Source organism: Paenirhizobium cremeum (assembly GCF_022884085.1).
GTDB classification, from domain to species: domain Bacteria; phylum Pseudomonadota; class Alphaproteobacteria; order Rhizobiales; family Rhizobiaceae; genus Allorhizobium; species Allorhizobium cremeum.
The window spans coordinates 1-24,047 of sequence record NZ_JAGGCS010000022.1 but is presented as its reverse complement, the minus strand read 5'-3'; the positions used below and the strand labels follow the sequence as shown (position 1 = coordinate 24,047).

General features: G+C 62.1%; 22 protein-coding genes. 5 read left to right on the top strand and 17 right to left on the bottom strand.

Annotated features, from left to right (window positions below):
• Positions 1-378: 378 nt before the first annotated feature.
• From J5N58_RS24730 to J5N58_RS24700, 7 genes are all read right to left on the bottom strand, one after another.
• The gene (locus tag J5N58_RS24730) at positions 379-3,702 is read right to left on the bottom strand and encodes an efflux RND transporter permease subunit (protein WP_113424597.1); all 3,324 of its coding nucleotides are present in this window, start codon (positions 3,700-3,702) and stop codon (positions 379-381) included.
• A 13-nt stretch (positions 3,703-3,715) separates the two neighbouring features.
• Complete coding sequence (locus tag J5N58_RS24725; RefSeq protein ID WP_113340566.1) at positions 3,716-4,903, bottom strand: efflux RND transporter periplasmic adaptor subunit; 1,188 nt, start codon at positions 4,901-4,903, stop codon at positions 3,716-3,718.
• 339 nt (positions 4,904-5,242) lie between these two features.
• Entirely contained in the window at positions 5,243-6,235 is a 993-nt protein-coding gene (locus tag J5N58_RS24720; protein ID WP_113340565.1) for an ABC transporter substrate-binding protein, read from the bottom strand.
• A 19-nt stretch (positions 6,236-6,254) separates the two neighbouring features.
• The gene (locus J5N58_RS24715) at positions 6,255-7,121 is read right to left on the bottom strand and encodes an ABC transporter permease (RefSeq protein WP_244714059.1); all 867 of its coding nucleotides are present in this window, start codon (positions 7,119-7,121) and stop codon (positions 6,255-6,257) included.
• Positions 7,118-8,002, bottom strand: a complete 885-nt coding sequence (locus J5N58_RS24710) for an ABC transporter permease (RefSeq protein WP_112828517.1) — start codon at positions 8,000-8,002, stop codon at positions 7,118-7,120. The genes J5N58_RS24715 and J5N58_RS24710 overlap by 4 nt, the downstream gene beginning before the upstream one ends.
• Entirely contained in the window at positions 7,999-8,382 is a 384-nt protein-coding gene (locus J5N58_RS24705) for an endonuclease domain-containing protein (protein WP_244714057.1), read from the bottom strand. The genes J5N58_RS24710 and J5N58_RS24705 overlap by 4 nt, the downstream gene beginning before the upstream one ends.
• Positions 8,383-8,657: 275 nt before the next feature.
• A complete protein-coding gene (locus tag J5N58_RS24700) occupies positions 8,658-9,446 on the bottom strand; it encodes an ABC transporter ATP-binding protein (RefSeq protein WP_113439141.1) in 789 nt (262 codons plus the stop codon).
• A gap of 124 nt (positions 9,447-9,570) precedes the next feature.
• On the opposite strand from J5N58_RS24700, the gene J5N58_RS24695 reads away from it, so the two are divergent.
• Positions 9,571-9,984: a cupin domain-containing protein gene (locus tag J5N58_RS24695; protein ID WP_113340562.1), complete on the top strand. Its 414-nt coding sequence runs from the start codon at positions 9,571-9,573 to the stop codon at positions 9,982-9,984.
• A gap of 2 nt (positions 9,985-9,986) precedes the next feature.
• Here J5N58_RS24695 and J5N58_RS24690 read toward each other — a convergent pair whose 3' ends face one another.
• Genes J5N58_RS24690 through J5N58_RS24675 form a run of 4 tightly spaced genes read right to left on the bottom strand, consistent with a single transcriptional unit; the run spans position 9,987 to position 13,767 of the window.
• Positions 9,987-10,373 carry a hypothetical protein gene (locus tag J5N58_RS24690; RefSeq protein ID WP_244714054.1) on the bottom strand — a complete coding sequence of 129 codons (387 nt, stop codon included), beginning with the start codon at positions 10,371-10,373 and terminating at the stop codon, positions 9,987-9,989.
• A 3-nt stretch (positions 10,374-10,376) separates the two neighbouring features.
• The gene (gene hydA / locus J5N58_RS24685; protein ID WP_244714052.1) at positions 10,377-11,834 is read right to left on the bottom strand and encodes a dihydropyrimidinase; all 1,458 of its coding nucleotides are present in this window, start codon (positions 11,832-11,834) and stop codon (positions 10,377-10,379) included.
• Positions 11,835-11,850: 16 nt separating this feature from the next.
• Positions 11,851-12,483 carry a LysE family translocator gene (locus J5N58_RS24680; RefSeq protein WP_112831886.1) on the bottom strand — a complete coding sequence of 211 codons (633 nt, stop codon included), beginning with the start codon at positions 12,481-12,483 and terminating at the stop codon, positions 11,851-11,853.
• 30 nt (positions 12,484-12,513) lie between these two features.
• A complete protein-coding gene (locus tag J5N58_RS24675) occupies positions 12,514-13,767 on the bottom strand; it encodes a Zn-dependent hydrolase (protein ID WP_113340559.1) in 1,254 nt (417 codons plus the stop codon).
• Between the two features lie 302 nt (positions 13,768-14,069).
• On the opposite strand from J5N58_RS24675, the gene J5N58_RS24670 reads away from it, so the two are divergent.
• On the top strand, positions 14,070-14,723 hold the full coding sequence (locus J5N58_RS24670; RefSeq protein WP_112831884.1) for a TetR family transcriptional regulator C-terminal domain-containing protein: 654 nt from the start codon (positions 14,070-14,072) through the stop codon (positions 14,721-14,723).
• Here the strand turns inward: J5N58_RS24670 and J5N58_RS24665 are convergent, their stop codons facing one another.
• The 4 genes from J5N58_RS24665 to J5N58_RS24650 form a co-directional block, all read right to left on the bottom strand.
• The gene (locus J5N58_RS24665; RefSeq protein WP_244714043.1) at positions 14,724-15,650 is read right to left on the bottom strand and encodes a DMT family transporter; all 927 of its coding nucleotides are present in this window, start codon (positions 15,648-15,650) and stop codon (positions 14,724-14,726) included. It abuts the gene before it with no gap.
• 149 nt (positions 15,651-15,799) lie between these two features.
• Positions 15,800-18,478, bottom strand: a complete 2,679-nt coding sequence (locus J5N58_RS24660; protein WP_113442191.1) for a bifunctional diguanylate cyclase/phosphodiesterase — start codon at positions 18,476-18,478, stop codon at positions 15,800-15,802.
• A gap of 254 nt (positions 18,479-18,732) precedes the next feature.
• Complete coding sequence (gene preA, locus J5N58_RS24655) at positions 18,733-20,043, bottom strand: NAD-dependent dihydropyrimidine dehydrogenase subunit PreA (RefSeq protein WP_244714041.1); 1,311 nt, start codon at positions 20,041-20,043, stop codon at positions 18,733-18,735.
• 27 nt (positions 20,044-20,070) lie between these two features.
• A complete protein-coding gene (locus J5N58_RS24650; protein WP_112831880.1) occupies positions 20,071-21,432 on the bottom strand; it encodes an NAD(P)-dependent oxidoreductase in 1,362 nt (453 codons plus the stop codon).
• Positions 21,433-21,834: 402 nt separating this feature from the next.
• Here J5N58_RS24650 and J5N58_RS24645 point away from each other — a divergent pair, with 402 nt between their 5' ends.
• Genes J5N58_RS24645 through J5N58_RS24635 form a run of 3 tightly spaced genes read left to right on the top strand, consistent with a single transcriptional unit; the run spans position 21,835 to position 22,918 of the window.
• Positions 21,835-22,221, top strand: a complete 387-nt coding sequence (locus J5N58_RS24645; protein WP_112831878.1) for a DUF2325 domain-containing protein — start codon at positions 21,835-21,837, stop codon at positions 22,219-22,221.
• Positions 22,218-22,484 (top strand): hypothetical protein, encoded by a 267-nt coding sequence (locus tag J5N58_RS24640; RefSeq protein WP_113454378.1) that lies wholly within the window; start codon positions 22,218-22,220, stop codon positions 22,482-22,484. Before J5N58_RS24645 ends, J5N58_RS24640 begins: the two co-directional genes overlap by 4 nt.
• Positions 22,485-22,531: 47 nt before the next feature.
• On the top strand, positions 22,532-22,918 hold the full coding sequence (locus J5N58_RS24635; protein ID WP_112831876.1) for a glyoxalase superfamily protein: 387 nt from the start codon (positions 22,532-22,534) through the stop codon (positions 22,916-22,918).
• A 2-nt stretch (positions 22,919-22,920) separates the two neighbouring features.
• Here J5N58_RS24635 and J5N58_RS24630 read toward each other — a convergent pair whose 3' ends face one another.
• Both J5N58_RS24630 and J5N58_RS24625 read right to left on the bottom strand, forming a co-directional pair.
• Positions 22,921-23,298, bottom strand: coding sequence for a DUF423 domain-containing protein (locus J5N58_RS24630; protein ID WP_425314493.1), 378 nt, complete (start codon positions 23,296-23,298; stop codon positions 22,921-22,923).
• Positions 23,299-23,301: 3 nt separating this feature from the next.
• Entirely contained in the window at positions 23,302-23,691 is a 390-nt protein-coding gene (locus tag J5N58_RS24625; RefSeq protein ID WP_113424605.1) for a globin domain-containing protein, read from the bottom strand.
• Positions 23,692-24,047: the final 356 nt, after the last annotated feature.

The following is a 24,047-nucleotide window of genomic DNA, read 5'->3' as shown; positions in this document are numbered from 1 at the left end:
TTACGGAGCGCGATGGCCAATCCCCAGCGACGACAACGAAGTTCCCCCACGCCCTTGACGGGACGGCCGTTGCGCTTTCCCGGCTCACGGCGATTGCTCCTCCGTTGCCGGAAATCGCGTGGACCGACAGCCAATCCCGGCGATGTCGGTGGCGCATCCCTATGGAAGCAGTATCCGACAACTCCATCCCCGCCGGTGGGAGCAACCTTCGTTCGTCACTCATTTCTCAGCAAAAAAAGGATAGGCAAGGTCGGAAGAGGTTGATTTGATTTCGATCAACCATTTTGCCCGGGCATGTCAGATTTTCTTCATAAGCACGACAAAATACAAAAAAACCGGGCCGCCAGGCCCGGTTCCGGTGGATGACGCCGGCTGTTCTCACTCGGCCGCGAGCGGCGGAAGGGTGACGATATTGCCGGATTCGCCCTTGCGTGCTGTGCCGGGAGCATGCTTCTCGACTGCCGCAAGTCGCTTGTGCAGCGTTTCGAGGGCCTCGTTGTTCTGCCGGGCGATCTCGGTCAGTTCCTCGGCGGAGAGCGCAACTGTCTCCTCTTCCTTCTTGCCGACCAGTCTTCCGAACATCCAGCCGAGGAGGCGGGAGAGATCGTCGAGGATCAGGAAGAAGGCGGGCACGACCAGAAGGCTGAGCGCGGTCGACACAATGATGCCGCCGATCACGGCGATTGCCATCGGGGCGCGGAACGAACCGCCTTCGCCCACGCCCATGGCGGACGGCAGCATGCCGGCCGACATGGCGATGGAGGTCATGATGATGGGGCGGGCGCGCTTGCGGCCGGCTTCGACCATCGCCTCCACCCGCTGCATGCCCTTGTGGCGCATCTCGATGGCGAAATCGACCAGCAGGATGGCGTTCTTGGTGACGATGCCCATCAGCATGAGGATACCGATCAGGACCGGCATCGACAGCGGATTGTTGGTGAGAATCAGCGCCACCGCCACGCCGCCGATGGCGAGCGGCAGCGAAAGCAGGATGGTGAAGGGCTGAATGACATCCTTGAACAGCAGGATGAGCACGGTCAGCACCAGAAGCAGGCCGAGCAGCATCGCATTGACGAAGCTCTGCTGCATCTCCCTCTGGACCTTGGTGTCACCGCTTTCGGCAAGCTTCACCGATGCCGGGATCTCGGTCGAATCGACAGCGGCGCGGAAGGCCGCCGACGCCGTGTCGAGGGCGACACCCTGCGGCAGGTCGGCGCCGATGGAGACCACGCGGTTGCGGTTGTTGCGCTCGATGGCGCTGACGCCTTCCGAATAGTCGATATCGGCGACGCTCGACAGCGGAACGGTCGCGCCGCTGGCGGTCTGTACCTTCAGCGCGCGGATCGCGGCAAGATCGGTTCGAAGGTCGAGAGAGGCCTGGACCCGGATCGGGATCAGGCGGTCGTCGAGGGAGATCTTGGTGAGCGCCGAATCGACGTCGCCGATGGTGGCGACGCGGACGGTCTCGGAGATCTGCTGCGCCGTGACGCCGAGCCTTGCGGCTTCGTCCATGCGCGGGCGAATCTGCAATTCGGGACGGGGGAGAGCGCCGTCGGAACTGACGTTTGCCAGTTCCGGCACGGTGCGAAGCTTGGCTTCGAGGATGGCGGCGGCCTCGTTCAGTTCCTCCTCGTTCTTGGAGAGGAAGTTGAAGGAGAGGTCGCGCTCGCCGCGGTCGTTGAGCTTCGATACCCGGATGTCGGCGATCGGCCGGAGCTTTTCGAAGACTTCCTTCTCGATGTCCCATTGCGGACGGGTGCGGCCTTCGACCGGCAGCTTCGGCAGGTAGGGCCCGATGACGGGGAGGCCGCCGAGCCCCTTGTTGACCAGCGTCTTCAGCAGCGAGTGCTCTATGCGGGTAAGGTTCAGCGTCACGCTGGCGCGGCGCAGTTCCAGATCGCCCTTGGGGGAGGCGCCGCCCAGCACGAAGACGCTTTCCACGCCATCGAGATCCCTGGTCGCGGCATAGATCGCCTCGGTCTTGTTTTCGGTTTCCTCAAGCGTCGCGTTGGGCGGAAGTTCAACCGAAAGAACGATGCGGCCGGCGTCCTCCGGCGGGAGGAAGGAGCCCGGCACCTGAGCGAGCAGGGCGAGCGAGGCCAGCAGGAAGGCGAAGGCGCCGATCAGGGTGAGATAGCGCGCATACCAGCGGGTCGTGGTGGCGCGCACCAGCCGCGTATAGCCCTTCATGAAGGCGCTGTCATTGTCGTGATGGTCGTCCATCGCGTCTTCCGCGCGCATGAGATAGGCGGCCATCAAAGGTGTGATGAGGCGCGCGACCATCAGCGAGAAGAAGACGGAGAAGGCGACCGTCAGGCCGAACTGGATGAAATACTGGCCCGGAATACCCGGCATGAAGGATACCGGAACGAAGACCGCGATGATGGTGAAGGTGGTGGCGATGACCGCAAGGCCGATCTCGTCCGCCGCCTCGATGGCCGCGCGGTAAGGCGTCTTGCCCATCTTGATGTGGCGCGCGATGTTCTCGATCTCGACGATCGCGTCGTCGACGAGGATGCCGGTCGCCAGCGTCAGGGCGAGGAAGCTGACGAGGTTCAGTGAGAAGCCCATCAGGTCCATGATCCAGAATGTCGGGATGGCGGAGAGGGGCAGGGCGATTGCCGAAATCAGGGTGGCGCGCCAGTTGCGCAGGAACAGGAAGACCACGATGACGGCGAGCACCGCACCCTCGATCAGGGTGTGCATGGCCGCCTCGTAGTTGCCGTAAGTGAAGTAGACGGAATCGTCCATCAGCTTGATGTCGACATTCGGGTTTTCCGCCCGGACCTGATCGAGGATGGTCGAAACCGTTTCCGCGACGCTTACCTCGCTGGCACCCTTGGAACGGAAGACGGCGAAGGTGACCACCGGCTCGCCATTGAAGCGCGAAAAGGATTTCTGTTCCTCGTAGGTGTCCTTGATCGTGCCGAGGTCGGACAGCTTGACGAAGCGGCCGTTGCTCAGGGCGATGGTGGTATTGGACAGGGTATCGACATTGCGGGCGTCGCCGAGCGTGCGGATCGCCTGTTCGGCGCCCGCCACCTGGCCGCGGCCCGAGCCGAGGTCGACATTGGTACCGCGCAACTGGCGGTTCACGTCGGCGGCGGTGATGCCGAAGGCGTCGAGTCGGTCGGGGTTGAGCTCGACGCGGATTTCCCGGTCGGCGCCGCCGTAGCGGTCGATGCGGCCGATGCCGCTCTGGCCCTGCAGGGCGCGCTTGATGGTGTCGTCGACAAACCAGGACAGTTCCTCGATGCTCATGTTCGGCGAGGAAACCGCAAACGTCTGGATGGCTGCGCCCTCGACGTCGATCTTGGCGACGATCGGTTCATCGACGGAAGCCGGCAGGTCGCCGCGAATGCGGTCGATGGCGTCCTTGACGTCCTGCACCGCCTGCTCGGTCGGAACCTCCATGCGGAACATCACGAGCGTCTGCGACTGGCCGTCGGTGACGGTGGACGAGAGTTCGTCGACGCCGGTGATGCTCGCCACCGCGTCTTCGATTTCCTTCGTCACCTGTGTTTCGAGTTCGGCCGGCGATGCGCCGCTCTGGGTGACCGTAATCGCCACCAGCGGCACGTCGATGTTCGGGAAGCGGGTGATCGGCAGCGCAAAAAACGACTGCAGCCCGACCACCATCAGCAGGAAAAAGGTCAGAATCGGCGCAACGGGATTTCGAATGGCCCAGGCGGAGAAATTCATGGCGCTCTGTCTCTCAGTTCGAGGCGGCAGTTTCGTCGCTGATCGGGTTGATGCGGTCGCCGTCGCGAACGAAGGCGCCTGCCTTGGCGACGACCACGTCGCCTTCCTTTAGGCCGCTGACAACCTGGATATAGGCTCCATCCTGGATGCCGGTCGCAATGTCGACCTGCTTGACCACGCCATCCTTGACCAGACGGGTCGTCGTCCTGTTCTTGCTCGTTGTAATCGCCGAAAGCGGCAGGGCTATGCCGGTCGCTTCGGCCAGGATGATTTCAGCGCTTCCATACATGCCGGCGCGGGCGCCGTTGTCGTCATCGATGGCGATGTGCACCGCGCCGAGGCGCGTCTGCGGATCGACGATCGGGGAAATCAGGCGGATCGAGCCGTTCAGGCTGGCGGCGCCGCCGGCGACGGTGATCTTTGCCTTCTGGCCGACGCGCATCTTCAGGATGTCGGTCTCGGATACATCGGCGACGAGTTCGATCTGGCCGTCCCGGATGACAGTGAACATCGGCTGGCCGCTGCCGGACGCAATCGCGCCGGTCTTGGCATTGCGCACAGAAACGACCCCGGCGACGGGCGTCTTGACGTCCGTCCGGGCCAGATTGAGGTCGATGTCGGCGATCTGGCTGTCGACGACCTTGATGTCGGCTTCGGCAATGGCGATCGCCTGTTCGGCGCTCGTTACCTTGGCGCGGGCGCTGCTGGCGGCGGTTTCCGCCTGTTCGACCGAGGAGGTCGAGAACGTGCCGGACTTGCCGAGTGCGGTGGCGCGCTTGAACTGGCGTTCCGCTTCCGTCGCATTGGCCTGCGCGTCGGCAAGCTGCGCATGATATTGCGCAAGCGCCGCCTCGGCCTTGGCGCGTGAGGCTTGAAGCTGGCTCTTCTGCAGACGCAGCGCATCATCGTTCAGGCGGGCGACCACGCCATCCGCTTCCACGCGGTCGCCGACATCGGCCTCAAGCGTGCGGATCGACAGGCCGTCAACGAGCGGCTGCACGTAGATCTCCTCCACCGGCTTGATCGATCCGGTTGCGACGACCCTGTCCACCAGGGGGCGCGTTTCGGCCTTGGTCACCACGATGGAGGGAATCTTCGGTTGCGACGTCGATGTAGAGGTCTCCTCCGCCTTTATGGCGTGAGGCAGAAACAGGACGGACATGGCGAGCAGTCCGACGATGACATCCTTGTTGCGAACCATGGGCTCCTTCCCAGCATTCAGTGAATGCACAAATAGTTATTAAATAAAACTTGTTTTCCGCGAAGGAATCAGTAAGGTGCCGACAGCACGCTCCTCCGGACTTTTCCATTCCGGTGGAAATTCTTTCTATCACGCGACCGGTTCTTAGTTGGTATCGCTCGTTCGACTTACAAGAGCGACGAGCACTTTCTTTGCGGCGCAAATTCTAAGCGTGTGCTTTGCGCAAATCAATGTGGTTGCAAAGCCACAGGTTGACGTCTTGTCCGCTGCGGCGCAGGCATACAAAAAGGCGCACGGCCGGCAGCCGCGCGCCTTTTATCGTCGGATCGTCGCGCCTGATTATTTCAGTGCCGCGTCGGTGATTTCGTGCGTCCAGGCGCCGGTCGGCTCCTTGGTGATGACCGGGTCGGAGCCCCCGCCGAGCAGGGTGGCGACGGTGCGCTTGTAGTCCGCCTCGTCGAGCGCGCCATTGGAACCTGCGGTCAGCTTGGCGACTTCGCCCATCATGCGCTTCTGGTGTTTCTCGGTCTGGGCGCCGGAGGCGTCGTTTTCGAGAACGATGTCGGCTGCGTCATCCGGGTTTTCCTCGGCCCACTTCCAGCCCTTCATCGAGGCACGGACGAACTTGACCATCTTTTCCTTGAAGGCCGGGTCCTTCAGCTTGTCTTCCAGAACGTAGAGGCCGTCCTCAAGCGTGGCGACGCCTTCGTCCTCGTATTTGAAGGTGATGAGGTCCTCCGGCTTGATGCCGGCGTCGATGACCTGCCAGTATTCGTTATAGGTCATGGTCGAGATGCAGGCGGCCTGCTTCTGCAGCAGCGGGTCGACGTTGAAGCCCTGTTTCAGGACCGTCACGCCATCGGCTCCGCCGGTGGTCGGGATCTTCAGGTGGGCCATCCACGACAGGAAGGGGTATTCGTTGCCGAAGAACCAGACGCCCAGCGTCTTGCCCTTGAAGTCGTCCGGCTTGGTGATGCCGGTTTCCTTGAGGCAGGTCAGCATCATGCCCGACTTCTTGAACGGCTGGGCGATGTTGACGAGCGGGGTGCCCTTTTCGCGCACGGCGAGAGCCGAAGGCATCCAGTCGATGACGACGTCGGCGCCGCCGCCGGCGATGACCTGGGCGGGTGCGATGTCCGGACCGCCGGGCTTGATGTCGACGTCGAGGCCTTCCTCTTCATAGAAACCCTTGTCCTTGGCGACGTAGTAGCCGGCGAACTGGGCCTGCGTCACCCATTTCAGCTGCAGCGTCACCTTGTCGGCGGCCGCCGCCTGCATCGCCGTCAGCGAGACGGCGCCTGCCAGCAGCAGGGATGCGATCTTGAATTTCATGTCTGTTCCCTCTTCTTTTTTACGCCTGTCCACCGCGGACAGACGGATGCCAGAAGGTGACGGCGCGCTCTGCGAGCGCCACCACCCCATAAAAGATCGAGCCTGCGAGCGCGGCGACCGCGATCTCGGCCCAGACCATGTCGACATTGCTTCGCCCCACTTCCGTGGAAATCCGGAACCCCATGCCGACAATCGGGGTGCCGAAAAACTCTGCCACGATGGCGCCGATCAGCGCCAGCGTCGAATTGATCTTGAGCGCGTTGAAGATGAACGGCCATGCGGCGGGCAGGCGAAGCTTGGTCAGCGTCTGCCACCAGCTTGCCGCATAGGTGCGCATCAGGTCGCGTTCCATATGGCTTGCCGCACCCAACCCCTGCACGGTGTTCACCAGCATGGGGAAGAAGGTCATGATGACAACGACGGCGACCTTGGACTGCCAGTCGAAGCCGAACCACATGACCATGATCGGCGCGACGCCGACGACCGGCAGCGCGGACACGAAATTGCCGATGGGCAGCAGGCCCTTCTGCAGGAAGGGCGAGCGGTCGACGAGGATCGCCACGATGAAGCCAAGACCGCAGCCGAGCACATAGCCGCTCAGAACGGACTTCAGGAAAGTCTGCCGGAAATCGACCCAGAGTGTCGGGATGGAGTTGATAAGCCGCGTCCAGATCATCGACGGCGCCGGAAGCAGGATCGAGGGAATGGAGAAGCCGCGCACCACGCATTCCCAGATGACGAGCAGGGTGACGCCGAAGATCAGCGGCACGGCCATATTGGCGGCGCGGCGAAGGGCCGGGCTGGCGAAGCGCTGGCGCACCAGCCATTCGTTGAGGCCCCACGTCGCGAGCCAGAAGACGGCGGCGAAAAGCAGATAACCGTTCATGGCTTGACCCCCATGCGTTTCAGGACGCGGCCATGGGCGAAGCCGACGATGCCGACGAGAACCGCGGCGAGGCCCGCTGCCATGAAGAGCGCCGCCCAGATCTGGATAGTCTGCCCGTAATAGGAGCCGGAGAGCAGGCGTGCTCCAAGGCCTGCGACCGCGCCGGTCGGCAGTTCGCCGACGATGGCGCCCACCAGAGATATGGCGATGGCCACCTTGAGCGAGGTGAAGAGGTAGGGCATCGAGGCCGGCCAGCGGAGTTTCCAGAAGGTCTGGGTCTGGCTGGCATTGTAGGTGTGCATCAGGTCGAGCAGCAGTGTATCCGGGCTTCTCAAGCCCTTCACCATGCCGACGACGATGGGGAAGAAGGAAAGGTAGGTCGAGATCAGCGCCTTGGGCAGCACGCCCGAAATGCCGACCGCATTCAGCACGACGATAATCATCGGCGCGACCGCGAGGATCGGGATCGTCTGGCTGGCGATGACCCAGGGCATCAGCGAGCGGTCCATCGCCCGGTTATGCACGATGCCGACCGCAAGCAGGATGCCGAGGACGGTGCCGATGGCAAAGCCGAGCAGGGTGGCCGAAAGCGTGATCCAGGCATGATAGACGAGGCTGCGCTTCGAGGTGATCGCCTTGTTGACGGTGGTATCCCACAGTTCGACGGCGATCTGATGTGGCGCCGGCAGCACCGGGCGCTCCTGAACGAAGGTGCGTTCCACCACCTGCCCGAAGCTCAGGGTCTCGTTGTCGCGCGCCGCCTGATCGCGCACGAAGGGCGCGTTGAGATAGACGACGAAGACATGCCAGATGACGAGGATCGCGAAGATGACGGTGAGGACCGGAAGGATGCGGTCGCGGAGGAGGGAGGGGGAGGTCATGGGCTCTCCTCCGCCATCAGGAATTGCGCCAAGGCCTTTTCCAGGGTGATGAACACGTAGTCCGGGTTATCGATTACCTGATGCTTGTCGAAACGAATGACCTCAAAGCCTTGACCGCGAAGAAATGCGTCCCTGCGCAGATCATGTGCGCGGCCTTGATCCGTCTCGTGACTGTCGCCATCGACCTCCACGATCACGCGGGCAGAAAGCCATGCAAAATCGGCGACGTAAGGCCCTACTGGCGTTTCCCTGCGAAACCGGGCTCCTCGGGGTCTGAGGTCTCGCAATAGATCCCACATTTCCCGCTCGGCTCTGGTCAGTTCTCGCCGGAGAGTTCTTGCACGTTTTCTGGTCTTCGGGTCGATGTTGGAATGCGGCATGGGACACTCCAGCGATAGAGACCGATCTTCGGTAAAGACCCCCTCTGGCCTGCCGGCCATCTCCCCCACAAAGGGGGAGAGGATCTGCGGAACGTTCCCGCCCACATCGCGACGTTTGTAGCGGGCAGAGNTCTGGCCTGCCGGCCATCTCCCCCACAAAGGGGGAGAGGATCTGCGGAACGTTCCCGCCCACATCGCGACGTTTGTAGCGGGCAGAGAAGCCCCTCCCCCTTGTGGGGAGGGGTTGGGGAGGGGTTTTTATGGGAGAGGAAAGCTTATTCCTCATAGCTATGCCCCGCCTTCAGGCCCTCGCGGACGCGGTGAGCGATTTCGAGGAATTCGGGGGTTTCGCGGATTTCCAGCGGCCGTTCGCGCGGCAGGGTGGACTCGATCACGTCGGTCACGCGGCCGGGCCGGGGGCTCATCACCACGATCCTGGTGGAGAGGTAGACGGCCTCCGGAATGGAATGGGTGACGAAGCAGATCGTCTTGTCGGTCGCGGCCCAGAGCTTCAGAAGCTGTTCGTTGAGATGGTCTCGGACGATCTCGTCCAGCGCGCCGAAGGGTTCGTCCATCAGCAGCAGGTCAGCGTCGAAGGCAAGCGCGCGGGCGATCGAGGCGCGCTGCTGCATGCCGCCGGAAAGCTGCCAGGGAAACTTCTTGCCGAAGCCGGTGAGGTTGACGAGTTCCAGCGTCTGCTCGATGCGCTTCTTCTTTTCCTCGACGGAGAAGCCCATGATTTCCAGCGGAAGCGCGATGTTCTTTTCGATGGTGCGCCACGGATAGAGCGCCGCCGCCTGGAAGACATAGCCGTAGGAGCGGTCCAACCTTGCGTTTTCCGGCGTCATGCCGTTGACGGTGATCTCGCCGCTGGTGTGCTTCTCCAGGTCGGCGATGACGCGGAGAAAGGTGGTCTTGCCGCAGCCCGAGGGGCCGATGAAGGAGACGAAGTCGCCCTTCTTCACCTCGAGGTCGACATTGGAGAGCGCGTGCACCGGCCCGTCTCCCGTCTGGAAGGTGAGACAGAGGTTTTTCGCGGAGACGACTGAGAAGGGTGCGTTCATCGAATGGAACTCATCGGCTTGGTTGCAAAGGCAAAAGGCCTCTTGCATGCTATCATGACACGGCCGGATCGCGCCGGCCTATGAGACTTTGCGTGGAGACCCAACGCCTTGGAGGAGCGGGACCATGGATACATCATCGAAACCCACCTGCAGGATCGTCCGGCCGAGCAATACCTATGACGGCAAGCAGGGACTGAGCTATTTCGAGGGGATTGCCGCCGAGACCGTCGGCTCGAAGGGCATCTGCATGCATGTGCTCACCATGCCGCCCGGCGCGCGGGCCAAGGCCCATCTGCACGAGAGCCACGAGACGGCGATCTATTGTCTTTCCGGCTCCGCCCACACCTGGTACGGCGACCGGCTGGAAAACCATGTGATCCTGCATGCGGGCGAACTGATGTACATTCCCGCCGGCGTGCCGCATCTTCCGGCCAACCTTTCCAACGCGCCCTGCACGGCGATCATCGCCCGGACAGATCCGAACGAGCAGGAAAGCGTGGTGCTTCTGCCCGAACTGGACGCGCTGGTGAAGGTCTGAGGCTATCTGCATAGGGCCAGCGGTCCCCAGGTCGAGCCGTCGTCTATTTTCAGCAGGTAACTGTTGGGAGCGGCCGGTTCTATGTCGATCTCGAACGGTGCCAGTTCCCCGTTCCCGCCTTCCTCCTCGCAACTGGCTGTGACGGTGAAGCCATCGTCCGGGTTCTCGTGCACGTCCCTGAAGGTGCAATAGGCCGACGCCGTGGTGACGGCTTCGGAGGTCAGCAGGAAGAAATTGTCGGAACCGGTGGATTCTCCCGTCGTCGCATAGTCGCAGCCATCCTTGTTGCCATACTTGTCCTTGATCGGCAGTTCGGCGGCGATGGCCGCGCCGAAAGGCGCGGACCAGACAAGCGAAGCCAGCAGAAGCGGCAGGCCAGCCCGGCGCATCGATCAGACGCCGGATGCCGGGATGCCGGTGCGCTCGACTTTCCGGGGAGCGACCAGTTCCTTCCAGGTGGACAAGGCCTTGCTGACCGCCTGGAAGGGCTCGCGCGATACGAACTGGCCGTGGCCTTCGCGCGTCTTGACGGTCGATTCCTCGATCGCGACATAGCCGCGGGTGAGCGTGTAACGCGGCAGGCCGGTCACCTCCTTGCCCTCGAAGACGTTGTATTCGACCGGCGACTGCTGGGTCTTGGCCGAAATGGTCTTGGTGCGTTTCGGGTCCCAGACGACGATATCCGCATCGGCGCCGACGACGATCGCACCCTTCTTCGGATAGATGTTGAGGATCTTGGCGATGTTGGTGGAGGTGACGGCCACGAATTCGTTCATGGTCAGGCGGCCGGTGTTGACGCCGTAGCTCCAGAGCAGCGGCATGCGGTCTTCGAGGCCGCCGGTGCCGTTCGGTATCTTGCGGAAATCGCCGACGCCGTATCGCTTCTGCTTGATGGTGAACGAGCAGTGGTCGGTGGCGACGCAGGAGAGCGAGCCCGCCTGCAGGCCGGCCCAGAGGCTGTCCTGATGCAGCTTGTTGCGGAAGGGCGGGGACATGACGCGGGCGGCGGCATGATCCCAGTCGGGGTTCGAATATTCGCTTTCATCGAGCAGCAGGTGCTGGATCAACGGTTCGCCATAGACACGCATGCCCTTCTGGCGGGCGCGGCGGATCGCCTCGTGGGCCTGTTCGCAGGAGGTGTGGACGATATAGACCGGGCAGCCGGCCATGTCGGCGATGGTGATGGCGCGGTTGGTCGCCTCGCCCTCGACTTCCGGCGGGCGGGAATAGGCGTGGGCTTCCGGGCCGTTATTGCCTGATGCCATCAGCTTTTCCTGCATTGAGGCGACAATGTCGCCGTTTTCGGCATGGACCAGCGGCAGAGCGCCGAGTTCGGCGCAGCGCGAGAAGGAGGCGAACATCTCGTCGTCGTTCACCATCAGCGCGCCCTTGTAGGCCATGAAGTGCTTGAAGGTGTTGATGCCCTTTTCGCGGACGACGGTCTCCATCTCCTCGAAGACCTGCTTGTCCCACCATGTCACCGCCATGTGGAAGGAATAGTCGGCATTGGCCCTGGTGGACTTGTTGTCCCAGCGCTTCAGCGCGTCGAGGAGCGACTGGCCCGGATCGGGCAGACAGAAATCGACCACCATAGTGGTGCCGCCGGCGAGACCGGCGCGGGTGCCGCTTTCGAAGTCGTCGGCGGAGTAGGTGCCCATGAACGGCATTTCGAGGTGAACATGCGGGTCGATGCCGCCCGGCATGACATAGCAGCCGGCCGCATCCAGAACCTCGTCGCCGGAAAGGTTCGGGCCGATCTCGACGATCACGCCGCCTTCGATTTTGACGTCAGCCTTGTAGGTGAGATCGGCGGTGACAACGGTGCCGCCCTTGATGACTTTCGATGACATAGATACCTCCGGCCTTTCAGGCGCGCAGCGTGGCGAGTTTCATGCCGAAGCCGATGAAGACGACTCCGGTTGCAGCTTTGATCCAGCGCTCGACCCGGCCGTTGCGGGCAAAGCTGGTGATGCGGGAGAACACCATGACCATGGTCGCGAACCAGATCAGGTTGATTATGGAATGCAGGAGTACGAGAAAGTAGATGTTGCCGGCCGTCGCGTGGTCGAGCGGCAGGAATTGCGGGAAGGCGGCGATGTAGAACATCGACACCTTGGGGTTCAGCGCATTGGTGAGCAGGCCTTCGCCATAGGCTTTCAACAGTGTCCTGCGGCGCCGGGCCGGGGTCGTCTGCTGGTGCAGGATGCCGCCGCGCCAGGCCTGGTAGAGCGATTTGAGGCCGACATAGCAGAGATAGGCGGCCCCTAGCATCTTGACGAACCAGAACAGTTCCGCCGAACGCACCAGGAGCACGGAAAGGCCGAACATCACGAAGGTCCCGTGAATGTATAAGGCCGTCATGAAGCCGGCGATATTGGCGAAGCCGGCGAGCCTGCCGGAGGTCGGCACGGTCTTGGCGATCAGAACGCCGTTGGGGCCTGGCGAGACCACCAGAAGCGTGGTGACCGTGATGAAGGCGAGGATGGTGCTTAAATCCATGGCGCTGTTCCTTTCTGCGGCAGCGTCAGCCTAGCCGACAATCTCCGCGGTCTCCAGAACCGCATGGAACAGCACGTCGCAACCGGCGGCGGCCCAGTCCTTCGAGATGTCCTCGGCCTCGTTGTGGGAAAGGCCGCCGACGCAGGGGCACATGACCATGGTGGCCGGGGCGACCTTGGCGGCCCAGCAGGCGTCGTGGCCGGCGCCGGAGATGATGTTCATGTGGCTATAGCCCAGCCGGTCGGCGGCGCTGCGCACGCGCTCCACCAGCACCGGATCGAAGGTGACGGGGTCGAAATGGCCGACCGCCTCGACCGAACAGCCGACGCCGAGCGTCTCGCAGATCGCTGCCGCTTCCTTTTCGATCCTCGCCCGCATGGCGTTGAGCTTTTCAAGATCCGGCGTGCGGATGTCGACCGTGAACACGACCTTGCCCGGCAACACGTTGCGGGAATTCGGCGAGAAGAACACCTGGCCGACGCCGCCGACCGCGCCCGGCTGGTTCTCCATGGCGACGGTCTGCACCATCTCGACAATGCGGCTCATGGCGAGGCCGGCATTGACGCGCATGTTCATCGGGGTGGAGCCGGTATGGGCTTCCTTGCCGGTCAGCGTGAATTCCAGCCACCACAAGCCCTGACAGTGGGTGACGACGCCGATCTGCTTTTCCTCGGCCTCTAGGATCGGGCCCTGCTCGATATGATATTCGAAATAGGCGTGCATCTTGCGGGCGCCGACTTCCTCCTCGCCGAGCCAGCCGATGCGCTTCAGTTCGTCGCCATAGGTCTTGCCCTCGGGGTCCTTGCGGCCATAGGCGTAGTCGAGCGAATGGACGCCGGCGAAGACGCCTGAGGCGAGCATGGCCGGCGCAAAACGCGCGCCTTCCTCGTTTGCCCAGTTGGTGACGACGATCGGATGTTTCGTCCTGATGCCGAGGTCGTTCATTGAGCGGACCACTTCGAGCGCCGCGAGAACGCCAAGGACGCCGTCATACTTGCCGCCGGTCGGCTGGGTGTCGAGGTGGCTGCCCACATAGACGGGAAGGGCGTCCGGATCGGTGCCGGGCCGGGTGGCGAACATGGTGCCCATCTTGTCGACGCCCATGGTCATGCCGGCGGCGTCGCACCATTTTTTGAAGAGGGAGCGTCCCTCGGCATCCGCGTCGGTCAATGTCTGGCGATTGTTGCCGCCGGCAATGCCGGGGCCGATCTTCGCCATCTCCATGAGTGAATCCCACAGGCGATCGCCGTTCACGCGCAAGTTCTCGCCGGGTGCAGCCGTCATTTCAAAATCCTCACCAGTTTTCCGTATGGCCATGCAAACTGCATGCCCCAATATTCCCCCGGTCACCGCATGCCGATATTTTATGATTCTTTCGACATTCGGATTGGCGGTTGCCTTTATTCGGCACCTGACCAATAATTTGACCGACTGGTAAACATTACAACTTCCATCGCTGCACTCAAGACGGAAAACGCGAAAAAACGAGACAAAATAGCGGGCAATTGCCTTAAAAAGGAGCAGCGCTATTTCTGATAAAGATCAAGCGTTTACAGGTGCTCCGGAGGAACGGGACAAGACGAGACATGGCAATACCGAGGGCGGCAAAGACACAGCGACGGACGCGCATCCAGGAGGAAAAGGAAGAACAGATTCTGGAGGCTGCGCTGAATGTTTTCTCGCGCAGCGGCTTCCGCGGCTCGACCATCGACCAGATTGCCGAGGTCGCGGGAATGTCGAAGCCGAACCTGCTCTATTATTTTCGCACCAAGGAAGCGATGCACCGGGCGCTGATCGACCGGGTGCTGGAGAACTGGTTGGAGCCGCTGAAGGCCTTCGATGCCGAGGGCGATCCGGAACAGGAGATCCGCTCCTATATCCGGCGCAAGCTGGAAATGGCCCGGGATTTTCCGCGCGAGAGCCGCCTTTTCGCCAACGAGGTTCTGGCCGGTGCGCCGCATATCGAAGACGTGCTCAAGGGGCCGCTCAAGGAACTTGTGGACGAGAAGGCCGAAGTCATCCGCTCGTGGGTCCGCGCCGGCAAGGTGCGGGATTGCGATCCCCGTCACCTGATCTTCTCGATCTGGTCGACCACGCAGCACTATGCCGATTTCGACGTGCAGGTGAAGGCCGTGCTCGGAACGGGCCGCAAGACGATGAACCGGTTCGACGATGCCGCGACCTTTCTGGAGACCTTGTTCATCCAGGGGCTTATTCCGAAACCTTCCACCGGCGGCTAATCAGTCCGGCAGCAGTGCCATCACGAGCAGACCGCAGGCGGTGACGAGAGCGCCGAGAAAGACGGGGGCAGAGGCCCAGCCGTGGCCGATCAGCCCCTCGATGACAATGATGAAGGTCGGTGTGAGATAGCCATAGGCCAGCACCTTCGGGGCGGGCAAGCGCATCGAAGCATATTGCAGCAGGAAGAAGGTGACGGCCGTCGTGATGACCGAGAGGTAGAAAATCGCCAGCCAGACGACCGGCGGCAGGTGCATGAGGTCGACTTCGGAAAAACGCGGCGCTGCCGGGATCATGATGAAGAGGAAGGTTGCGGCCGCCGCCCAGAAGACGAAGGTCAGCGGTGGCTCCTTGCGGTTGAACAGCCTGAGGAGCGGGACATAGGCCGCATGACAGAGCACGCCGACGAAGTAGATCATCTCGCCGCGGCCGACATCGAAGGCCATGAGCGCGCCGAGGTCGCCGCGAAAGATCACCCAGACAGCCCCGGTCGCCGCGATCAGCAGGCTCAGCAATACGCCGGGGCGCGTTCGCTGTCGCATCAACAGCCAACCGAAACCGGCGCTGAGCAGCGGCATCAGCGTGAAGATCGCGCCGGTCGCGACCGGTTTGGTGAATTGCAGCGCGATGAACATGGTGACCATGTAGACCGCCATCAGCAGGCCGAGAATGGCGAAGCGCCACGGCTCTCTCGGCCATCGCAGCGACAGGCCTGTCTTCAGGCAGAGCAGTCCGATCAGCAGGATCGTCAGGGCGTAGCGGAGGGCCTGCAACGCGATCGGGTCGATCAGTTGGGTGGCGACGCCGCCGAAGGAGAAGGAGCCGGAGACGAGAAGGGAGAAGAGCAGCACGGCAAGATGCGCCTTGAGCTTTTCGCGACCTCTGGCATGGGTATTGTGGCGGCTTTGCGCGGTGCTGCTTTCGGTCACGGGATGGTCTGCTCGCTTAAGGGATACGGAGGTTGGCGCAGCGGGCCTAGCATGGGATCGGCGGAGGGGAAAGAGAGGGAAGGGGCTGCGCGGGGACCGTCGGGGCAGCCGAACCCCGTTGTCTGCGACCGGCGATCTTTTCCCGATGTTCAGACGGCTTTCGCGGTTTCGCTCGTCAGCCAGCTGCGCTTGCGCGCGAAGTCGAGAAAGGCTGTCGCATCCATCGGGCGGGCCAGCGCATAGCCCTGCAGCGTCTGGCATCCGAGATCGCGGAGGATTGCGGCGTGCTGCATGGTTTCGACGCCTTCCGCGACGATCTCGATGCCGAGAGAGCGGCCGATGTCGACGATCGAGCTGATGAGACGCCTTTGCGCGGCAGACGAGATGATCGGTGCGGTCAACTGCCGGTCGATTTTCAGCCGGCGGGGCGAGAGCTTGAGGAGGCTCAGGATCGAGGCGTAACCGGTGCCGAAATCGTCTATCTCGATGTCGATGCCGTGCGCCTTGATCCGTTCGATGCTGTCGGTGACGGTTGCGCCCTTGTCGTCGAAGGAGATGGATTCGAGCAGTTCGAACGACAGGCTGCCCGGAGCGAGATCCAGCATGTCGAGCCGCTGCATGAGGTTTTCGTCGAACAGCCTCTGGGCGGAAATGTTGACCGACACCTTGCCGATGTTGAGATCGGCTGCACGCCAGCGGGTGAGCTGCATCAGCGCCTGATCGAGGATGGCGGCGTCGATCTGCGAGACGACGTTGAGGTTTTCGGCGATCTTGAGGAAGGCGGCGGGGCCGAGAATGCCCTGCTGCGGATGGTCCCAGCGGGCCAGGGCCTCGACGCCGGTGATTTCCAGCGTGTGGGCGTCGAACTGGGGCTGGAAATAGGCGACGAAACCGTTCTGTTCGAGCGAGCGCAGAATGGCATCGGCCGTCATCTTGGTGTTGATCGTCAAGGACTTCAGCGTATCGGTGTAGCGCTCGACGCGGTTGCGGCCATGGCGCTTGGCCTCGTAAAGAGCGATATCGGCGTTGACGAGCAACTGTTCCGCCGGAGTGTCGGGACTGTAACGGGTGGCGATGCCGATGGAGGCGCCGACGCGGCATTCGTGGCCGCCATAGGTGATCGGCGTGTTGATCGCGTCGATCAGGTTCCGGGCGAGATCGGTGAACTGCTTTTCGTCGAGCGCCTCGGGGCAGACCACGACGAATTCGTCTCCGCCGATGCGGGCCACGAAATCGCCCGGGCGGATGTTTTCGTGCAGCTTGGATGCGACATGGCGGAGAATGGCGTCGCCGGCGCCGTGTCCGAGTGTATCGTTGATGTCCTTGAAGCGGTCGAGATCGATATGCAGAATGACGGGATTGGCCTGTCCGCCGGAGTTGTCGATCTCGGAAAGATACTGGTCGAGATAGCGCCGATTGGGCAGGGCGGTCAGTGCGTCGTGCAGGGAGGCATGCTCCATGCGCCGGCGGGCCTGCTCAAGTTGCTGGTTCTGCAATTCCGCCTGCAGCTTGGCGGCGCGCAGCGCCTGCTGCAGGCGAATGTCGGCGGTGACGTTCCAGTTGACGCCGACGATCTTCTTGCGAAAGCGTGAATCGCGATAGGTGGTTCCGTAGGCGCGGATATGCCGTTCCTCTCCTGCCGGGGTGAGAATGCGGAATTCGGTAACGAAGTCCTTGCCGCTCTCGATCGCCCTGGTGAAGTCGTTTATCGTGGCCTCGCGGTCGTCGGGATGAAGCGAATCCTTCCAGGTCTGATAGGTGCCGAGACGGCCGGGGTCCACGCCATAGAGCTGTTTCATGCGGGCGTCCCAGTGCAGTTCGCCGCTGCCGATGTCGAGTTCCCATACCCCGATGCGCGAGGCTTCCAGTGCGATTTCAAGCCTGTGGGAGAGGGCGCGCAGTTCTTCCTCGCGCTGACGCAAGGCCGCGATATTGCCCTGACGCTCGCGCAGCAGTCGCGCGACCCACACGATCGGCGACACGATCATGGTCCCGACCAGCATCATCAGGGCGCGGAAAATCCAGAGATCGGCTGGGGACTGGTGCCATCCGCCGTTCGGCACAGCGGCGATCCGCCAGCCCTCGCCACCGAAATCGATGTTCATGATGACGGGCGTTTCGTGGAAGACCGCCGGATCGCCGAAGAAAGGTTTGTCGACGTCGCCAACACTGCTGGCCGCAATCGCGACCTTGATGTCGAGCGCCGGATCGTGGAGGCCGGCCGAGGCATAAAGCTTGTCGATATCGATGACTGCCGAAAGCAGGCCCCAGAAGGTGTATCCCCCATGGCCGTTGCCATAGGTGATCGGATAGCGGACGATCACGCCCTTGCCGCCCTGCACGAGGTCGACGGGGCCGGTGACCACATATCGGCCGGTGTCGCGCGCCCGAAAGGCTGCCTTACGCTGTGCCTCGTTCCTGCGATAGTCGAGCCCCAGCACCTGCTTGTTGCCGTTCATCGGATAGACCAGCGTGACGACGAGATCCGGGGCCGCTACGACATTTCTGATCTGGTGAGGGGTGGAGAGGATACGGTAGGCGAGGGCGGAGAAACGGTCCTGGTCGATCCTGGGTTCGGTTTCGATGACAGCCGCGAGGCCCTGCATGAGCTGGATGTTGGCGTTGATATCGCCTTCCAGTTTGGCGCGGATGACGCCGAGCTGTTCGGCGACGCTGGTGCGCAGGTTTTCCTCGTTCAGCCGTCTTTTCTGATTGTCGGCGTAGAGGATCGAGATTGCGACCGCGATGACGACAATGAGCGCGGGAAGATAGTATTGCGGTATCGTCCGCAACGACACCCAAGACGCCCTCCTGTTTTTCCCCGCCATGCCTAAAGCCCCTGGCAATACAGTTGTTCGGTCGAAAAATAACGTCCTTGAACCCTCTAAATCAGTCAATTCACATGAAAGCCCTGAAGATTTCCTGAATCCTGCCGGTCAAAACCGGAGGAATTGCGTTTCCTTGGCTTGTGCTACTTCTGAATGTGCCGGCCGTCGCGTTCCGCCGGTCGTCGCGGGCGGCGACATGTGAAAAAAAGCCCCGTCTCCGGGGCTTCTGTTCTGTCTGTGGAAGGATGACCTTACTAGGCAGCCTGGACGGCCATCGGATTGTTCGGATGGGTCGTCCAGTTGGCATAGTTCGGGTCGACGGGCTTTCCCGTGCGCTGGTCGAGGGTGCCCGGCTCCAGCCCTACCATGGTGATGCAATTCTCCACCGGGCAGACGTTGACGCAGAGATTGCAGCCGACGCACTCGTCTTCCATGACCTCGAAATGCCTGACGCCGTTCACCATCGAGGTGATCGCCTGGTGCGAGGTGTCCTCGCAGGCGATGTGACAGCGGCCGCACTTGATGCAGGCGTCCTGGTCGATGCGCGCCTTGGCGATGTAGTTGAGGTTGAGATACTGCCAGTCGGTGACGTTTGGCACGGCGCGGCCGGTAATGTCGTCGAGATTGCGGTGGCCTTTGGCATCCATCCAGTCGGAAAGGCCGGAAATCATTTCCTGGACGATCTTGAAGCCGTAGGTCATGGCCGCTGTGCAGACCTGAACGTTGCCGGCACCGAGCACGAGGAATTCTGCGGCATCGCGCCAGGTGGTGACGCCACCGATGCCGGAGATCGGCAGGCCGTAGGTTTCCGGATCGCGGGCGATTTCGGCGACCATGTTGAGTGCGATCGGCTTCACCGCCGGGCCGCAATAGCCGCCATGGGTGCCCTTGCCGCCGACAGTCGGGTTGGGCGCGAAATCGTCGAGGTCCACCGAAACGATGGAGTTGATGGTGTTAATCAGCGACACGGCGTCGGTGCCGCCGGCCTTGGCCGCGCGGGCCGGCTTGCGGATGTCGGTGATGTTGGGTGTGAGCTTGGTGATGACGGGCATGCGAGTGTACTGCTTGCACCAGCGCACGACCATCTCGATATATTCCGGCACCTGTCCGACGGCGGCGCCCATGCCGCGCTCGGACATGCCGTGGGGACAGCCGAAATTGAGTTCGATGCCGTCGGCGCCGGTTTCCTCGACGAGCGGCAGGATTGCCTTCCACTCCTCCTCGACGCAGGGGACCATGATCGAGGCGACGAGCGCCCGGTCCGGCCAGTTCTTCTTGACCATCTTCATTTCCTGCAGGTTGATCTGCAGGGGGCGGTCGGTGATGAGCTCGATGTTGTTCAGGCCGAGCAGGCGGCGGTCGGCGCCCCAGATCGCGCCGTAGCGCGGGCCGTTGACGTTGACGACCGGCGGGCCTTCGGAGCCCAGCGTCTTCCAGACCACGCCGCCCCAGCCGGCCTTGAAGGCGCGCTCGACATTGTAGGCCTTGTCGGTCGGCGGCGCGGAGGCGAGCCAGAAGGGGTTCGGCGATTTGATGCCGACGAAATTGTTGCGGAGATCAGCCATTGTTCGTTCCTCTCAATGTTCTTCGGATCAAGCGACAGCACTTGCTCCCGCCGAGGAAGCGGCGAGAGAACGATTGATGGATTCGGCCGCATCGCGGCCCATGGCGACGGCGGACACCGTCAGGTCCTGACCGCCGAATGCGCAGTCGCCGCCGGCCCAGACGCCGGGGATCGAGGTGCGGCCTTCGGCATCGACGGCGATCTTGCCGCCTTCGGTCTTCAGGCCGTCCAGTCCGAGCGTGTCGAGTTTCTGGCCGATGGCGACGAGGATCTGGTCGGCGGCGATTTCGGTCGTGTGGCCGGTTCCCTTCATCAGGCCGTTTTCCAAATGGGTGTATTCGAGCGTGATGGAGCTGACATGGCCGCCCTTGTGGTCGATCTCCTTGGGCTGTAGCCAGTGGCGGATGGTGACGCCCTTCGAGGCGGCGAGATCCTGTTCGAACTCCGAGGCATTCATGTGTTCCTTGCCGCGGCGGTAGCAGATGGTGACCGTTTCGGCGCCGAGCAGCTTGGCCTGGATGGCCGCGTCGATGGCGGTCATCCCGCCGCCGATGACGACGACGTTGCGGCCGACGGGAACGTCGCCCTTGTCCTTCGCCTCGCGCAGGTTGGCAATGAATTCGACGGCGTCGAGAACGCCGTTGATCTGGTCGCCGGGCGTGTGCAACGTGTTGACGTTGCCGAGGCCGACGCCCAGGAAAACCGCGTCGAATTTCGACTGCAGGTCGGCGAGCGTGAAGTCACGACCGAGCATTTCGCCGTTCACCACGTCGATGTTGCCGATCGACAGAACGTAGTCGACCTCGGTCTGGGCGAAGTCGTTCGTGGTCTTGTAGGCGGCGATGCCGTATTCGTTGAGGCCGCCGGCCTTTTCGCGGTGGTCGTAGACGGTGACGAAGTGGCCATGCATGGCGAGCCTGTGGGCACAGGCGAGACCGGCCGGACCGGCGCCGACGACGGCGATCTTCCGGAAGGTTTCGTCTGCCGGCGCATAGAACTGGCGTCCTTCGGCAATCGCGATATCGGTGGCATAGCGCTGCAGGCGTCCGATCTCGACCGGACGCTCCTCGGCCGTGTTGCGCACGCAGGCCTCTTCGCACAGCGTTTCGGTGGGACAGACGCGAGCGCACATGCCGCCGAGGATGTTCTGGTCGAAGATCGTCTTTGCCGCGCCGATCGGATTGCCGGTGGCGATCTGGCGGATGAACATCGGAATGTCGATGGAGGTCGGACAGGCCGTCATGCACGGCGCGTCATGACAGAAGTAGCAGCGGTCTGAGGCAACCAGCGCTTCATGGTCGCCGAGACGCGGATGCAGGTCGGAGAAATTCTTCACATAATCGGCAGCATCAAGCCGCCCGGCCTTCAGGCCAGGTTCCAGTCGTCGCATCGAAGTTCCCTCTTTTTTATGGTGCGATTGCGAATACGGTAACTCAGGAAAAAAAATTTATCAAACGGTAAAATTTCCGAGAAGTTTCAATGCAAAACGCCGGGGATGCCGGGGTTTCCCGTTTTTCGCGGCTGTCTTCGAAGATCGATTTCGGAGCGGGCGGCCTTCCGTTTCACACCCTCGCCGAAGGTGGGCATATGAGTCCCGTCGGCTTCCTCCGGCCCGGATGTGAGGGTCTCGCCCGAAAAGGGGGCGTTTTCATCGTCGGCTTTGCATTCGACAAAATATGATAAAAAAACTCAGGTATATACTTTACTGTAATAGTCATGTTTTGTAGGTTCCGAATCCGGAGGCGCGGGGCAGCGTGCTGCCGGTTTCGTTTCAAGAGGAGTGTTAAAGGGCATGGCGAAGAAAAAGAAGCGCGAGGATCAGAAGAGCGGGGCGAAGCCGGCGTCCGCCGATAGCCGGGCTCTCGATGTGAAGAGCTTTCTCTATGTTGGCGGCCGCGACTGCCAGGTTGCGCATCTGCGCCAGATCGCCAGCAATTTCGGGGCGGAACTTATCCATCACGACGGCGGTTTGAGGGAAGCGGTCTCGCGCATCGACACTGTGCTGCCCTCGGTGGACTGCGTGTTCTGCCCCATCGACTGTATCAGCCATGATGCGTGTCTGAGGGTGAAGAGCGGCTGCAAGAAGTTCGGCAAGGCCTTCATCCCCCTGCGCAACGGCAGCAAGTCGAGTCTGGAGCGGGCGCTGCAGACCCTGAATGAGAGGAATGAAAGTCAATGATGGACGATGATCTTGATTCGGCCATGCTGATCGGTCTGCACAAGCTCGCAGGCCAGAACGGCGATGGTCTTGTCCCCGCGCTTCACGAACGTTTGATCGATCGGCAGGCGCAGAAGGCCGCAAGCGCGGAAATCATTGCGATTCCGGCCTTGCATCAGCGGAAAGCAAAACCCATTTATTCGCAGTCGTCATGGGGCGACGCGACAATCATTGATTTTCCCGCCCCGAAGTGGCTGCGGAACGCCGCGCGTCAGCGCGGCTGAGGCCCGGGTTAAGGCGTCGGCGGGAAGACGAACCGGGGACCCTGCGCATGAATGCGGAAAACCCTGTCGACTTTAACCGGGTCGACGTCCTGCCGATTCTTCCCTCTTTGAATTTTTCACAGACAAGAGAATTTTACGTCGAAAAGCTCGGTTTCGAGGCGATCGAAAAAACCTGCGACGAGTATATGGGCGTTCGCCGCGACGGGCTCGAATTGCATTTCTGGCTTTGCCAGGATCCCACTGTCTGCGACAGCAGTTCCGTCTTCTTCCGCTCGGAGAACGTCTGGCGTTTGTTCGAGGATTTCGATGGCCGCGGCGTGGAGATCACCCGCCATGTGGACGAGAACGACCAGCCGGTCGACAAGTTTCATGTGCGCGATCCGCACGGCAACCTGTTGCTGTTCGGGCGCCGGCTCGGGCCGCCGCCGGCCTGAGCTTATTGGCCGGAGCGCAGCGGAAACAGCGCTCCCGCCCCGGCAATCAGCCATCCTGCGATCATCAGGATGCCACCCGCCGGCGCGGCCATCGGAAAGAGCCTCGTTGCCAGAAACTGCTTGCTGACGAGATCGCCGGCAAAGAGAAGCGTGCCGAGCGCCAGGACGAGGCCCGATACGGTTGCCGTCGGAATGCGATGGCCGCCCGCCCTGAGGGCGAGAAGCGCCGGTGCGTGGGCGAGGCACATGGCGGAGGCGGGGCCGAGCAGCCCCTCGCTTCCGGTATGGGTTGCGGCTGCGGCCAGACCGACGCCGGCTGCGCCCATGAGGCCGGCGAGTGCCGGCAGGAGACGGTTCAGGGCCTCGGAGGTCGACAGCACGGGCTAGTCCTTGTTCTGCATGTGATGGGCGAGCTTTTCGACCGGGTCCCAGATGATGGCGCGCAGCTTTTCATGGGAAATCGTGTCCTCCATGGCGCGACGGAAGCAGAGCAGCCATTCGTCCCGCTCCTCGGCACCGATTTCCGCGCCGAAGTGACGGCGCCGGAGCATGGGATGCCCGCGCTTTTCGATGTAAAGCTGCGGGCCGCCGAGATAGCCGGACAGATATTCGTAGAGCTTTTCCTCGCTGCCCGAGAGGTCGGGCGGATGGATCGCGCGGCACCGCGCCGCTTCCGGCAGGGTGTCCATCAGCTCGTAGAAGCGGCGCGTCAAGGCCCGCACCGTGGCGTCGCCACCGATCGCCTCGTAGAGTGTTATCGTTTCCTCGGTCATTTCCGGATTCCGTTGCTCAGCATTTCTTCTTAACCGCCCCGACGGTCCATGGGCAACAGCCCGGCGCGCCCATGCGGCAAAAGGCGCCGTGGGAGAGGTATTGAGACAGGAAGGGCTCAGGTAAAATTCACTTTACCACATGCCGCAGCATCCAACGGAGATGGCCCTCGGCTAGGGTCATAGCCTGATTGCTACGAACACGCGAGTGATTACGTTGATCCGGCGCGAATGTAGCTGTGAGGGAGCGTTATTATTACTAAACGTGATTAAGTAGCAAAGCACCATGAAATACAAATAAAAGGGGCCGAGGCCCCTTAGGACCTGTTGACAAAGTGGATTCCCAAATCAGCAGAAGC